Origin of the sequence: Alteromonas sp. 009811495, assembly GCF_028865455.1 — a bacterium.
Taxonomy (GTDB): domain Bacteria; phylum Pseudomonadota; class Gammaproteobacteria; order Enterobacterales; family Alteromonadaceae; genus Alteromonas.
This window is the reverse complement of the sequence record NZ_CP113972.1, coordinates 1,843,668-1,857,714: the sequence shown is the minus strand read 5'-3', so window position 1 is coordinate 1,857,714 and position 14,047 is coordinate 1,843,668. Positions and strand designations below refer to the sequence as shown.

Genomic DNA, 14,047 nt, shown 5'->3' with positions numbered 1-14,047 from the left:
GGTCATTTGTTATTCTTCTGTTGTACAGGTGAAGCATTTATCAAGCAACCATACTAGATGGAAATTCACGAGTTTTCTATGTGCTGTTGATTGAGGCGCAATCTACCTAAAGCGTGCTTTTTAACAACATGACTATGCCACGTCCATTATTTTTAAAAACAAGGATAAATCCGCTTCCACCGCAGGTACTTGCTCAAGCGCGTCATACCATCGCTCAGCCTTAGCGAGTGCCCAAAGCGACTCAAAGTCGCTTTGCAATTGCACCGCGCCAATATCAGCAGACATGCCTTTTAACTTCAACGTAAGTAATTTCACCTGTTCAGCGTCTTTATGTGCTATGGCTTTTTCTAGCAGCTTCACTTTATCAGGCGCACTGTTAGCAAACATATTACAAACACGAGAGAACAGTGCTTTATCGCCTTTTATTCTAGCTATCGCATTATCTTTATCCCAATAGCGACTCTTAGGTACTGCACTGGACAACCCCTGCACTTCGTCATTGATATTATTAATCAGTTTGTCGACCAACGGCGAAACGTTATCGGTATGATAACCCGACCTTTTCATCCGCTCAGCTAACCAGCGCTTCACTTTAGGAATAAGTACTTCGGCCATCACTGGCTTTGTTGTGAAGTCATCCATGCCCACTTCAAGACACTTTTCTCGCTCGCCTAACATCGCGCTCGCCGTCATGGCTATAATGGGGACGTCTATGAATGTTTTTCCAGCTTCACCATCCCTTATTGCGCGAGTTGCTTCATAGCCATCCATATTAGGCATTTGACAATCCATCAAAATGGCATGGATCTGTTGTTGCTTTTCTTCACATTTCTGTAAAAACGAAATGACCTCTTCACCATCGTTACAGGTAAAGACATTTATTGGTAACCCCTCTAAAACCCCTTTTGCAACTTCACGATTTATCAGATTATCATCGACAACAATAACGTTGGCATTATCAACAGCCCGGGGCTCTTTTGAAGCGGAATAATCAGTGCCTTGTAAGGTCTTTACATTAGAGTGTTGTCCTAAGTCATCCAAGTGAATATCTGAACTTATGGGCGTCAATGTTGCGCCGTGGTGCGTTTTAGAAAGCGTTGTGAGCGTTGTACTGAATAAAGGCTTGTGCAAATATTGGGGCACGACTTCTGTATACTTATGCTGAGCCGCGTCAATGCGTTGAAGTATATATACCTCAGGCATGCTGTCCTTTTGACTGTTTAGTGCAGCCTGCTTCCATATTTCGTCTAGTGAATACAATAAAGCACTTGATTCGTCTAGCAATATGGCGTCATAGCACGTCAATGTTATGTCCATTCCCGCTTTATCATCAATAATGTCTACCATTGCGCCGGCATCAAGCAACAGTGAATAAAGGTTTTCTTCCAGTGGTTTGTATGGCGCACTTACTGCCCACTTTTTATGCGGGCATTCACTATTTGTTTTATACTTAACATTGTTGTGAGCGTCTTGATTTACGTGTGAAATGGGATAAGTAACAAAAAACGAAAACGCACTTCCAGCATCTTGCGTTGACCTAAAGGAAATATCGCCCCCCATCAATTGAGATAATTGTTTACAAATAGAAAGCCCTAGCCCAGTTCCACCGTATTTCACGGCGACGTGAGAATCAGCTTGAGTAAACGGCGTGAAGAGTTTCGACTGATTCTCCTTTGCTATCCCCATTCCAGTATCAATAACGCTAAAATGAAGCTCTTGTTCTTCACCCTGCCCGCTACAGATTGCCGCACTCAACAGGATATGACCGCTTTCTGTAAATTTTATCGCGTTGTTTAACAGGTTGTTGAGAATTTGACTTATTCTATGAGGGTCAGAGTAAACTGTAACGTCTGATAATGCAGTTGTGTCGACGAGTAAATGCAGCCCTTTGTCTGCGGCTTTCACTACAAATACTCTTGCCAGTGATTCTATAAGCGATATCGGATTAAAATTCTGGTTATTAATATCCAATTTACCCGCTTCAATTTTTGACAAATCGAGTACGTCATTGATAAGTGTACTTAAACTATTGCAGCTTACTTCCATCATCGACAACAACTGCATCGACTTCTCGTTAAGCGAATGACGTTTTAGTAACGACAGTGATCCAACAATTCCGTTAAGTGGCGTACGCATCTCGTGACTGATATTAGAGATAAATGCACTTTTTATTTCACTGGCCTTCTTGGCCTCTTTAGTTGCCGTAACTAGGTCAATCGTTCGGCGCTGCACTTTCTCTTCAAGCTCCAAATTAATTTTCTCTACCGCGGCTTTGGCGTGGCGTTCGTCAGTAACATCTCTTATCACTACCGCTATACCTGTTAAATTATCCTCATCATTGAGAATTTTCGACGCGGTAATTTGCAGGTATTTTTCATCACATGAATTATCAGAGAAATGTGCTGAAAAGGTAGTTTGTGTCTCAGCTTCGGAAAACGCCATTTCCAAGCCCAACGACGCAAGGGGTTTACATGAAGAATAATGATGACCTATTACTAACTGGCTTGGTACACAAAACATTGTTTCGGCTGCCATATTCCAGCTCTTTACCTTGCCTTTGCTGTCAACGCTAAAAATGGCATCCTTTGAACTTGCGACAATAGCGGCTGACTCTCGTCTGAGCTTAGCTAGCGCTAAACTGCTTTTACTACTTCGGTAGACAAACCATAAGATACATGCCAAAACCGATAGAATTATCAGGACAAAGCTATAAACAGCTATGCGCTTGTCACTGATTATGCCATTAACGCTATGTTGATACGTTAACACATGCAAATTAAGCGGCTTGAGTGAACTTGTAGGCGATAAGTTAAAGGATTGCGTTACCGCATAAAACGCTTCATCAGAATTTCGCAGAGGCTGAATAGTAGCGAAACCAGGAGATAAAGGAGAACGGTATTCACTCGACCACTTCACTTCCTTGTTAAGGTCTTTTGAAAACACTTTATTGGGGTCTGGATGTACAATGAAAAAGCCATCGGCATCCGTCACGATGAGTTGTTGAGCACCGAAGAGCATGTCTTGCATTTTAGTCAGAAGGATCTGCGCGTTAATATTTGCGATTATGAAGCCAAAACGCTCGCCATTTTCACTGAATAAGGGCAGCGACAAACGCAACACACTCTTATAAGGAAACTCTATTTCTCCGTATTCTCGATTTAGATTAATGTTGGAAATGTAAAATTCATTTCTATTTTTGCTAACACTTTCAACATAGTAATCGCGATTACCTTTTTCTTGTAACTCAGGTTGAGCAACAATTTCTATACTTTTGCCGACTTGCTCGACCCGAATAAATTCGCTTCCCTTTTCATCGGCAAGTATGATTCGCAGTTGGTCAATTTCCCTATTATTCTCCATAAACACTGCAAACATGCTTTCAACTTGGCGCTTCCACTGCTCCGTTGACATTCCCTCTTGGGTATCTACTTTGTCATTCAAACTTGCGTCAACAACCCCTTGCACAGCAGGTGAACTATGCAAAAACCGCAATGTATCCATATAGGTTCGTAAATTCGCATCCACTACGTCCACAACTTCCTGAGCGCTTTCTGTTAGTGCTTCAAAAGTCTGTTGTTCGGCACTTTGGCGAATGCGGTTTTCAAAAAAGACAACTGTAACAACGATAAGGAAAATTGAAAGTGCCAAAGCCCACAGCAAAGTGCGCTTTGCTTTTAGCAATGATAAGTGATGGAGGTTTGCGGACAAAAGAAGACTATCCAAATTAGCTCTGACTACATAAAAACTAGTCAGTAAACGCCATTTACGCAAGTAAATGAACGACACATAAGCAGCGTGAACTGCCTGCAAGCCTCCCTACAAAGCCTAAATATTGGGCAGCATTTGGTATTCAAAATTACGCAGTGTAAACTGCCTTCAAAATACATATAAAATTCACTTTGGTGATTATGCACACACCTACTTTTCTTTGGCACGATTTTGAAACTTTTGGCACCAGTGCACAAAAAGATCTGCCCTGCCAATTTGCCGCGGTAAGAACAGACCTCTCGCTCAATATCATTGGTAAGCCAATTAACATAATGAGCGCAATCGCCAACGACTATTTGCCACACCCTGAGGCGTGTTTGGTCACTGGAATTACGCCGCAGCAAACGCTGCGCGACGGTTCAAACGAAGCCGATTTCGCTGCTCGCATCTTTCAAGAGATGTCGACACCGAATACCTGTAGCGTTGGATTTAATAGCATACGCTTTGATGATGAAGTGTCGCGCTTCCTGTTTTACCGTAACTTTTACGACCCTTATTCGAGAGAGTGGCGAAACGGCAACAGTCGCTGGGACATTATTGACCTTGCGAGGGCTTGCTATGCACTGCGCCCCGAGGGCATCAATTGGCCAACACGAGACGATGGTGCACCGAGCTTTAAGTTAGAAGCGCTTACCGCAGCAAATGATATCGGACATCAAAATGCCCATGATGCATTAAGTGACGTGTATGCAACGATTGCGCTGGCAAAACTGATTAAAAATAAACAGCCAAGACTTTTCGATTACGCATTCTCACTTAGAAGTAAGCACACCGTAATGCAGCAAATCGATTTATCGAAACCGTCGGTATTACTTCACATATCTTCGAAATTACCTGCCAAACAAGGTTGTTGTACGTGGGTTATGCCAGTGGCTAAACATCCCACCAACAACAATGCGTTTATTACTGTGGATTTGGCTCACGATGTGGAGTCACTTATCTCTGATTCAGCCGAGGAGATAAGAAATGCACTGTATGCTTCAGCGGATGAGTATGACTCACCGTTAGAGCGACCAGGCTTAAAACTGATTCATGCAAACCGCTCACCTTTTATTACAACAGCCAAAGCGATGACGGAAGAAAATGCAGCGCGTTTGGGGCTAGACAGAGAAAAGTGTTTGGATAACTACCGTAAACTTGCGGCGCATCCAGAGTTAGCAGAAAAGCTCGCTCAGGTTTTCACCATTGACGAGCGTGCAGACGAACACGATATCGACCATGCCTTGTATAGTGGAGGGTTTTTAAATGACGAGGATAAGCGTTGGTGCGAGCAAGTTGTATCATCTTCACCGGAAAATCTAGCGACGTTAGCAGAAAAAACACAGCACGAAGGACTCAAAAAGCTACTATTTAGGTATCGTGCTCGCAATTACCCAAACACGCTTACTGCTGATGAAGTAACGCGATGGCAGCATCACCGACAAGCGCGCCTTACCGATCCTAACTCTCATGGTTCGATAACAATCGAGCAATACATGATGCGATTAGAGCAACTGGCACATGAACATCACGATAACCCAGAAAAACAGGCAATATTAAGAGCACTCTTTCAATACGCGGAAAACCTTTGACGGATGTGTGGGATGAGCATAAATTAAAGGATACTAAGTATTTTTTTAATGCCGCCGATAACAAAATTACAAGTGCGCAAGGAAAATAGAAGTGATGAATGGCGTAGTTATTAGTTTCGATGAATCAAGAACCTATATTGAGTTAACACTAAAGCCTGCTGAGTTCGCCTCAGAGGTAAGCATGAGTGACATAATCGATGAATTATCATCAGGAGAAACTAAACGCCTTTATATCTCAGAGAAATCACTTAAATCAGCCTGCGATACCGCCAATCATTACTTTAAAACCGGTGATGACACCGAAGTAAACGAACGCATTGGTGAGCGCAAAAACGCAGAGGTTGAATTTCGAGTCCCAGAAGATGCCATGCAAGCGAACCTTGTACTTACCACGCCATACGGCGGCAAAATGCCTTCACTCAATGCCATCAAATTGCTAGCACAGAAAAACAAAATTGTTCGGGGCTTGGGGATTAAGGCAATCGCATCGGTGCTTGAAGAAGCAAAACACGTCGAGCCCGGAACCGTTATTGAAAAAACCGTTGCCAAAGGTCTACCGGCGCGAAACGGCAAGAATTCGAAGTTCATTCCCCTTGTGCCTAATGCGTTAGAGCGCGTTTTAAAACCGCAAACCGGCAAGGGCGAACGCGTTGATATGCGCAACTTGGGTGAAGTAATTTGCGTCAAAGTAAATACACCCGTGCTACGCAGAACACAGCCAACACAAGGCCGGACAGGCTTTGACATTAAAGGCAACAAGATTGAAGCAGTGGCAGGTGAGTGGGTAGAGTTTAAAATGGGCGGCGGAACTGTAGTGTCAGATCATGACGCCAACCTGCTAATGTCGTCTATTTCAGGGATGCCAAAGTATCGCGACCAAACCATGCAGGTTGACGACACCTTTATTTGTACCGGTGTCAATGTCGGCTCTGGTCATGTGAACTACGAAGGTGCTGTATTAGTTAACGGCGATGTTACTGAGAAGATGGAAATTAAAGCCGCTGGCGATGTTACGATTAACGGCTTTGTTGAGTCAGCATACATTGAGTCTGGTGGCGATATTATCGTTACCGAAGGTGCAATGGGTAAAGTGAATGATGGCGACAGCGAATTTCATTGTAAGCTTGTGGCAGCAGGTAGCGTGCATGTTCAGCACGGCCAAGGCATTGAGGTGCAGTGCGGCGGCAACATTACCATAGGCAGGCAATTAGCATATAGCAAACTACGCTGTGGTGGCTCAGTAACCGTAGGTCAGATTGACAACCCAATGGGTAATCTTTTTGCCTGCGACATTGTCAGTCAAAATAAAATTGAGGCGGGAACATTAGGTGCGGTATCTGGGAGTACCCTTAAAATCGACTTTAGTCCGGGTTTTAATCTGTTGCTGGAACGAAAGGAATCGTTAGACGAACTTTTAAAGCAAATTCGCGAGAACAACTTAAAGCACAAAGAAAAAATAGAGTTACTACAAAGTAAGAAAGTGCCAAAAGAGTTACAACGCAAAGTCACTGAAGCTCTAGAACTGTTTAACAACGAAAGTGCGTTATTAGAGTGGATTGAAAATAAGGCCAATGATGTTAAACAGGCCAAAGAGCAATACCAGCAAGATATCAAACTGGTTGCTAATAAACGTTTATACCCTGGTGTTTCAGTTAAGCTAAATAACCGAAATTGGCGTTCAGAAAGAGAGTACGACCGGGCTCAAATTCGCTATGACGCGCATCAATGGCACTACGAGCCTATCGTTTAATCAGCCACAGAGACATTACCATATCCAAGGCGCTTAGATTGATATAGCGCCTTTATTGTACGTTCAAACCACTCGTTGAACTCTTCATCTTCATGAAGTTGTGTCATGCCTACAGCAATCTTAAACGTGTCGTTAAGTAGTTGATGACCTAACATACAATTTAAAAGCCTGTCGGCGAGTTTTTTTGCATGCTCCACTGACGTTTGTGGACACAGCACAATAAACTGCTCATCACTAAAGCGCGATACTACATCGACTTCGCGTACTGTACTTAAGCAACTCGCTGCAACAACTTTAAGCGCATCTTCTTTGGTGTTCGTATCGAAATTAAACTGCTCATCGTTAATACTCGTTAGCTCAACAACGATAAGTGACGCCGTCGTGTGAAAGCGTTGAAAACGCGAGATCTCTTCTTCAGCCCGCTGAATCATATGATTTCGGTTATACAAGCCTGTGACATTGTCGTGTGAAGACAAAAACGCGAGTGTTCTGTTCTTCTCTAGTAATGCCGCCTGCAAGGTGCCTATTTCTTCATTTTTCTGTTGAATGATGCGTGTAAAGTGCCCACGGTAACGCTTTCTCGCGATGATAAGAAGCAACACCATAAGCACTACAGCAACTGACAAGAACAGTTTAAGGTAATCGCGACTGTAGCGAACTTGTACGTTATTCCATTGCTTATATATTTCTACTTTGCGATTCTCAGGAATACGTTCAATGGCGTAGTTAATCTTATCTACCAAGTAACCATAAGATTTGTTAACACCGAATGCTAACGAATCGAACGGCTCTGCGTAGCCTACTATGATTAAATCTTTAAGTTTGAGATTGTTGATGTGCATATTCACACTCATCAAGGACCCCACCATAACGTCAAATTCGCCATTTGCTAATTGTTTCAAGCCTTCTTGCTCAGATGCAATAAGCTTTAGCCGCAAACTCGGATAGTGGCGAGAAATATATTCAACTTGGCGATAACCTTGTACAACGCCTACAGAACGGTTGCCCACGCCGCCATACCCTTGCAGCATAGGTGTACCTGACTTGGCAACCAGTACATTTGGCGCCTCAAAGTATGGCAAGCTAAAATCCAGAAACTGCCTTCGATAATCAGACGTGTTTAACATGGGAATAACGCGGCACTTCCCTTGTTGAACGTATTCAAGGCTTTGCTGCCACGTTTGTGTTGGCACTAGGGTAAATTTAAGATCGGAAAGTTCAGAAACAATATCTAGGTACTGCGCAGAGATACCGATATGAGAACCATTACGGATTGCTTCATAGGGTGCCCAATTGGGATCAATACAGTATGTAACCTCTTCAGGCGCTGAATTATCGTTACTGTTCGTGTTTTGCAGGTATGCGAAGCTTGGAGTAGCTACCACTAACGTTACCCAAAAAAACGCCTGAAAAAAATAACACTTAAACACCCTGCTCAACAGTACCTCTACGACCCAACTATTATTGACATCAACCGCGAAGTATTAACGCTTAATACGTAAAAAGCAATATTTTCACACTATAAATCAGATATTTGCTTAAACTTAAGGTTTGTACTTTGTTTTTCCTTACATTAGGTAACGGCTTGTTTTTGGCGGAAAACATCATGCTTGTATTCTTGCTTCTTGATAATTTCGGAAAGCTTCTGCACAGCGATTTGAATATCTTTAAAACACAAATATAGCGGCGCAAAACCAATTCGCAGTATGTTGGGGGCCCTAAAGTCTGCAATAACTCCCTTTGCAATCCACGCCTGACAAATGGCGTAGGCATCGCTATGTGCAAGCGCAATCTGGCTACCACGATTATCAACATTGGGACTTACCAACGTAAACTCATCCAACACACCTGTACTTTTAGCCTCTGCAATGAAAAATGCTTGAAGCTTTTTTGATTTCTCATCGATAGCTTTTAGCGATACGCCGTCAAATACGGTAAGCGACGCTTCAAGTATGCTCATACCTATCACGCTAGGTGTCCCGCTAAGATTTTGCTTAATACTTGGGTCGGGCGTGTAGTCAGGTGAAAACTCAAAGGGGGCACTATGTCCCATCCAACCTGAGAGCGGTTGTTGGTAATCTTTTTGATGACGCTGGGCAACATACACAAAGGCCGGCGCGCCTGGACCACCGTTAAGATATTTGTAGGTACACCCCACAGCAAAGTCCACATTACAGGCATCAAGGTCTACAGGAAATGCCCCTGCACTATGCGCAAGATCCCACAATGTCAAAATACCTTTGCTCTGAGCAAATGCTGTCACCCTTTGCATATCGAGCTTTTTGCCCGTGCGAAAATTCACTTGGGTAAGCATAACTACAGCGACGTCTTCATCAAGTTCATTGCAGATGTTGCCTTCATCTATGTAGCGAAGACTGTATTCATCGCCAAGTAGGTCTAACAACCCCTGAACCATGTAAATATCAGTGGGGAAATTATCACGGGTAGTAGCAATTACTTTACGTGACGGATTCATTTTCAACGCAGCGCTCAACACTTTAAACAGGTTGATAGAAATAGAATCACAGCAGACTACTTGGCCAGACGCAGCACCAATGAGTTGACCAATACGATCTCCCACTCGTGATGGCATCGAAATCCATTGATGCTGGTTCCAACTAGTAATTAACCCATCACCCCACTGTCGCTTTACAACATCATGTGCACGCACTTCGGCCGCTTTTGGCAGAGGTCCTAGCGAGTTACCGTCTAAGTAGATAGTGTCTTGGGGAAGAGCAAACTCGTCACGTTTTAAGCGCAATGGGTCTTTATCATCTAACTGCTCAGCAGAAAAAACCTTAGTAACCATGCTGACTAATAACCTCTAATAATGCGTGAAATGATGTCGATTCAGGATGTAACCAATCAAAGTGTCCACCAGACGGAACAATGGTTGATGCAGCCCCTGTCAGTGATGCATGGTGCACTGGCACAATGCTATCGCTACTACCGTGAAGCAAATGAAAGGGAATATCACTTTTTGACGAATCTGGCGTGGCTGCAGTGTACGCAGACTCTGCCGTACTAGGTTCGCCCCCCATAAATGCCGTTGTAGCTGACTGGCAGCTATTTGTGCCCATCGCATATTTTGCTACATCGGTAATTGCAGCTAGGCCAAGTACACTTTGAATCTGAACGTTGGTGTTATTCACGTGGCCACTTTTGATAGCACCTGGCGACATAGTACCTGGAAAATCAGCACCTAGCGATTGTGCCGCTAACAAAGCAAGATGTCCCCCTGCTGAGTGACCCGCTAGTACAACAGTTTGTTTACTATTATTGCGCGCCACATCATCTAATGAAGCAGTAATGCCCGCCGATACGTCGTGCAAGCTGCCTGGCCAACCACCACCTTCATCGCCAGTTCGACGGTATTCCACTGCATACGTGGTGATACCTTTCTCAGCAAGTGCGTGGTAAAACCCTTTGGCGTGATTTAAGTCGTAGGTGTTGAGCCAACAGCCACCGTGAATAAATACTAATGCAGCATTAGCTGGTGCGGTTGCGCGCCATACTTCGACGCGCTGCAACGGATCTTCGCCGTAGGTGATTGTGCTATCTGAAGGGCGAGTTTCCAGTGAAAGTAGCTCACCATACCCAACCTGTGTGCGCATTGGTGCAGGCGTTTGAGTTTGGACTTGATTTGGGTCTTGATTCTGGTCACTGACTGATACAGCTGACTCGCCCTCGCTGGCGGGCAACGAAGTACTCGTGAAGATGAATAGTGCTAGCAGTAAGCGCAATGAAACCTTCGTTTTATCCATGTTAAATGTGCTTTTTTTGTTTTATTAATTTTTATTTTTAACGTCATTAAAACACAAGTGGCACCTTCATTGGTGCCACCGAAAACATTAAAACTTCTTTAGGTTTACACTAAAGCATTTCTACTGCAAGTGCTACACCTTCACCACCGCCAATACACAGTGACGCAATACCTTTTTTACCGCCACGCTGTTTCAGTGCGTGTAGCAAGGTCACAAGAATACGCGCGCCTGATGCACCAATTGGGTGACCAAGTGCACATGCGCCGCCTTTTACGTTAACTTTTTCAGCGTCTAGACCCAATTTCTTTATGGCCAACATGGTCACCATGGCAAACGCTTCGTTAATTTCAAAAAGGTCTACATCTTCTTTTTGCCAACCCGCTTTATCGAGCACTTTTTCCATCGCGCCAACAGGAGCAACAGTAAAGTTCTCTGGCTCGATAGAGTGTGTGGCATGAGCAACAACACGGGCTAGTGGTACTAGGCCAAGCGCATTTGCTTTACTCTCACTCATCACCACCAGTGCTGCTGCACCATCAGAAATTGAGCTTGAGTTAGCCGCAGTTACTGTGCCGTCTTTCTTAAAGGCAGGTCGCAGCGTTGGGATTTTTTCTGGGCGCGCTGAGCCTGGGCCCTCATCAGTATCAACTACCACATCACCTTTTCGTGTAGACAGAGTGACAGGCACGATTTCATCGTTAAACGTTCCGCTATTAATCGCTTCGTGTGCTTTAGACAGTGAGCTAAGTGCAAACTCGTCCATTTCGCCGCGGGTAATGCTTTCTTCATCTGCAGTGTCTTGTGCAAAACACCCCATAGCCTTGCCATCGTAGGCATTTTCCAAGCCATCAAGCATCATATGGTCTAGCACTTGTCCGTGCCCCATACGGTAGCCGGTGCGAGCTTTTGGCAACATATACGGCGCATTACTCATGCTCTCCATACCACCAGCGACAATGGTTTCTGCACTGCCTGCTTTAATTAAGTCGTGCGCCAGCATGACAGCTTTAAGGCCTGAACCACACACTTTATTGATAGTGGTTACGCCCGCGCTCAGTGGTAATCCCGCGCCTAATGACGCTTGACGTGCAGGTGACTGTCCAAGACCTGCAGGTAACACACAGCCCATGATCACTTCGTCAATTGCTGACACATCTAGGTTTTCAACCGCTGATTTAATCGCCACTTCGCCAAGGTGTGTGGCTGACACGCCTGACAAGCTGCCGTTAAAACCACCCATAGGTGTGCGTTTAGCCGCGACTATCACTACTGATTCGTTACTCATAACCATGCCCTTAAATTTCAATAAAATTAATTACTTAACTAGCTAAAGATGTTCGCTTGTATAAAAAAGTAAACACCCTTAAGTGTGACAACTTACCGTCAACACCATGAAAAATTGACGTTAGTAAAATGTTACTTTACCTTAACGTAAATTGTAATTAACGTTAACGTAAACCTGTACTATGACAGTGTCAACAAAACACTACGTATTAGTGCATCACAATTGAATAGCACGTTAGTGCTATAAACGTAGTTACATAACCCACTTTTTAAAAGAAAAGTGAGGTAGCAAGAAAGCGCTTAAAAATAAGGTACATGTAATGAACAAGTACGACGACGAAACGACTTACGCCATTGGCGAGCTTGCTCGCGAATTCGACATAACACCTCGCTCTATCCGTTTTTACGAAGAGCAAGGCTTAATGTCTCCATCGAGAACCGGACAAAACCGCGTTTATTTGAATAAAGATCGAGTGCGACTCAAGCTTATTCTTCGCGGCAAACGCCTTGGTTTTTCGTTGGCTGAAGTCAAAACCTTGTTCGACATGTACGACAGCAACCCTAATTCGGCTGTTCAGTTAGAAGCCATGTTGGAAATGACTGAACAAAAACGTGCCGTGCTGCGTCAACAGCTTGAAGATATTCAAATGCTGATGACGGAACTTGATGATGTAGAAGCACGTTGCCGCGAAGAACTCGCAGAACTCAAACGAGGAAAAATTGCATGAATACCGCTTACCCTACTCTAAACTTTGGCCTTGGCGAAGACATCGACATGTTGCGCGATCAGGTGTATCAGTTTGCGCAAAACGAAATTGCACCATTGGCCGAAAAAGCAGATGCCGACAACCAGTTTCCAAACGAGCTATGGACCAAGCTGGGCGACATGGGTTTGCTTGGCGTCACAGTTTCTGAGCAATATGGTGGTTCAGACATGGGCTATCTTGCACATACCGTTGCGATGGAAGAAGTCAGTCGTGCTTCAGCGGGCATCGGTTTGAGCTACGGCGCGCATTCTAACCTTTGTGTAAACCAAATTTTCAAAAACGGTAACGATGCCCAGCGCGAAAAGTATTTGCCTAAACTGGTATCGGGTGAGCATATCGGTGCGTTGGCAATGAGTGAGCCAAACGCAGGTTCTGACGTTGTTAGCATGAAACTAAGAGCGGAAAAGCGCGGCGATAAGTATATTTTAAACGGCAACAAAATGTGGATCACAAATGGTCCAGATGCACATACCTTTGTTATTTATGCGAAAACTGACGTAAACGCAGGCCCACGCGGCATTACTGCGTTTATCGTAGAACGTGATTTCCCTGGCTTCACTCGCGCGCAAAAGCTCGACAAGCTAGGTATGCGCTCGTCGAACACTTGCGAACTGGTATTTGAAGATTGTGAAGTACCGGCTGAAAACGTCATCGGCAACGAAGGCGAAGGTGTACGCGTATTAATGAGCGGCCTAGACTACGAGCGTCTTGTACTTTCTGGTGGCCCGCTAGGCATTATGCAGGCCTGTATGGATGTTGTTGTACCGTACATTCATGACCGTGAACAATTTGGCCAGTCAATTGGCCAATTCCAGCTGGTTCAGGGCAAAGTTGCAGACATGTACACCCAAATGAATGCGGCCCGCGCTTATGTTTATGCGGTAGCGAAATCATGTGATCGCGGCGAAACTACGCGAAAAGACGCCGCAGGCGCTATCCTTTACTCTGCCGAGCTAGCAACCAAAATGGCATTAGACGCTATTCAGCTACTGGGCGGTAACGGCTACATCAACGAATACTCTACTGGTCGCCTATTACGTGATGCTAAGCTTTACGAAATTGGTGCAGGTACATCTGAAATTCGCAGAATGCTTATCGGCCGAGAGCTGTTTAACGAATCAAAATAATAAAGCCGTTAATCTC

9 protein-coding genes are annotated in these 14,047 nt (G+C 44.4%); 4 read left to right on the top strand and 5 right to left on the bottom strand.

Annotation, left to right across the window (positions count from 1 at the left end; all coding sequences use genetic code 11):
• Positions 1-132: 132 nt before the first annotated feature.
• Entirely contained in the window at positions 133-3,708 is a 3,576-nt protein-coding gene (locus OZ660_RS08430) for an ATP-binding protein (RefSeq protein ID WP_274743196.1), read from the bottom strand.
• A gap of 200 nt (positions 3,709-3,908) precedes the next feature.
• Here OZ660_RS08430 and sbcB point away from each other — a divergent pair, with 200 nt between their 5' ends.
• Together sbcB and OZ660_RS08420 are read left to right on the top strand one after the other, a co-directional pair.
• Complete coding sequence (sbcB, locus tag OZ660_RS08425) at positions 3,909-5,339, top strand: exodeoxyribonuclease I (RefSeq protein WP_202265221.1); 1,431 nt, start codon at positions 3,909-3,911, stop codon at positions 5,337-5,339.
• Positions 5,340-5,433: 94 nt separating this feature from the next.
• On the top strand, positions 5,434-7,089 hold the full coding sequence (locus OZ660_RS08420; RefSeq protein WP_226433212.1) for a DUF342 domain-containing protein: 1,656 nt from the start codon (positions 5,434-5,436) through the stop codon (positions 7,087-7,089).
• On the opposite strand, the gene OZ660_RS08415 is transcribed toward OZ660_RS08420, so the two are convergent.
• The 4 genes from OZ660_RS08415 to OZ660_RS08400 all read right to left on the bottom strand — a co-directional run bounded on the left by OZ660_RS08415 (position 7,086) and on the right by OZ660_RS08400 (position 12,138).
• Complete coding sequence (locus OZ660_RS08415; RefSeq protein WP_274743195.1) at positions 7,086-8,474, bottom strand: diguanylate cyclase; 1,389 nt, start codon at positions 8,472-8,474, stop codon at positions 7,086-7,088. The genes OZ660_RS08420 and OZ660_RS08415 overlap by 4 nt on opposite strands.
• 188 nt (positions 8,475-8,662) lie before the next feature.
• The gene (gene kynU, locus OZ660_RS08410; protein WP_274743194.1) at positions 8,663-9,898 is read right to left on the bottom strand and encodes a kynureninase; all 1,236 of its coding nucleotides are present in this window, start codon (positions 9,896-9,898) and stop codon (positions 8,663-8,665) included.
• On the bottom strand, positions 9,888-10,853 hold the full coding sequence (locus OZ660_RS08405) for an alpha/beta hydrolase (RefSeq protein WP_274743193.1): 966 nt from the start codon (positions 10,851-10,853) through the stop codon (positions 9,888-9,890). The genes kynU and OZ660_RS08405 overlap by 11 nt, the downstream gene beginning before the upstream one ends.
• Before the next feature lie 109 nt (positions 10,854-10,962).
• Positions 10,963-12,138: a thiolase family protein gene (locus tag OZ660_RS08400; protein ID WP_274743192.1), complete on the bottom strand. Its 1,176-nt coding sequence runs from the start codon at positions 12,136-12,138 to the stop codon at positions 10,963-10,965.
• Between the two features lie 319 nt (positions 12,139-12,457).
• On the opposite strand from OZ660_RS08400, the gene OZ660_RS08395 reads away from it, so the two are divergent.
• On the top strand, positions 12,458-12,865 hold the full coding sequence (locus tag OZ660_RS08395) for a MerR family transcriptional regulator (RefSeq protein WP_159625046.1): 408 nt from the start codon (positions 12,458-12,460) through the stop codon (positions 12,863-12,865).
• The gene (locus OZ660_RS08390; RefSeq protein ID WP_159625048.1) at positions 12,862-14,031 is read left to right on the top strand and encodes an isovaleryl-CoA dehydrogenase; all 1,170 of its coding nucleotides are present in this window, start codon (positions 12,862-12,864) and stop codon (positions 14,029-14,031) included. The genes OZ660_RS08395 and OZ660_RS08390 overlap by 4 nt, the downstream gene beginning before the upstream one ends.
• Positions 14,032-14,047: the final 16 nt, after the last annotated feature.

What these genes read in the sequence shown, in the direction of transcription:
- OZ660_RS08390 (WP_159625048.1), top strand. Translation starts at nt 12,862, where the DNA reads ATGAATACCGCTTACCCTACTCTAAACTTTGGCCTTGGCGAAGACATC.
- OZ660_RS08400 (WP_274743192.1), bottom strand. Translation starts at nt 12,138, where the DNA reads ATGAGTAACGAATCAGTAGTGATAGTCGCGGCTAAACGCACACCTATG.
- OZ660_RS08405 (WP_274743193.1), bottom strand. Translation starts at nt 10,853, where the DNA reads ATGGATAAAACGAAGGTTTCATTGCGCTTACTGCTAGCACTATTCATC.
- sbcB (WP_202265221.1), top strand. Translation starts at nt 3,909, where the DNA reads ATGCACACACCTACTTTTCTTTGGCACGATTTTGAAACTTTTGGCACC.
- OZ660_RS08420 (WP_226433212.1), top strand. Translation starts at nt 5,434, where the DNA reads ATGAATGGCGTAGTTATTAGTTTCGATGAATCAAGAACCTATATTGAG.
- kynU (WP_274743194.1), bottom strand. Translation starts at nt 9,898, where the DNA reads ATGGTTACTAAGGTTTTTTCTGCTGAGCAGTTAGATGATAAAGACCCA.
- OZ660_RS08395 (WP_159625046.1), top strand. Translation starts at nt 12,458, where the DNA reads ATGAACAAGTACGACGACGAAACGACTTACGCCATTGGCGAGCTTGCT.